Source organism: Staphylococcus sp. EG-SA-2 (assembly GCF_017152085.1).
Genome location: NZ_JACYHC010000190.1, coordinates 1 through 525, shown reverse-complemented (window position 1 = coordinate 525; position 525 = coordinate 1). Strand labels below are relative to the sequence as shown.

Sequence of the window (525 nt, the reverse complement as noted above, 5' to 3'; positions counted from 1 at the left end):
CATCTTGTCTATTAATCACACCCACTGTCTTTTTATTACTCGAAACGACAGGAATCAATTCAATACCTTCCCAAATCATCATATGCGCACAACTTGCTACTGTACTCATAGCATTTACATAAATAGGATTTCGCGTCATCACTTTATCTATTTCGTCGTCGTCCTTTGTATTAATCATCTCTCGACTTGTTACAATACCTACTAATTTATAAGACTCATTGACTACCGGAAATCTTGTATGGCCAGTTCGATTCGCCATACGCTTATAATCTGCTATTTTCATCGTATCAAACAGCACAGATAAATCATCTAATGGCGTCATTATATCTTGAACTATTAAGATATCTTTTCGTATTTTCTGATTAAAAAGTGCTTTGTTGATAATATTTGCAACTAGAAATGTATCATAACTTGATGATAGAACAGGTAAATCATGTTCATTCGCAAAATTAATAACTTTATTAGATGGCTTAAATCCACCAGTAATTAATATAGCCGTACCTCTTTTTAAAGCTTCAATCTGCA

General features: G+C 33.1%; 1 protein-coding gene. It reads right to left on the bottom strand.

All coding sequences use genetic code 11. The features are described 5' to 3' along the window. On the bottom strand, window positions 1-525 hold a 525-nt coding region (locus IDG60_RS27255), incomplete at both ends, for a CBS domain-containing protein (RefSeq protein ID WP_206160429.1).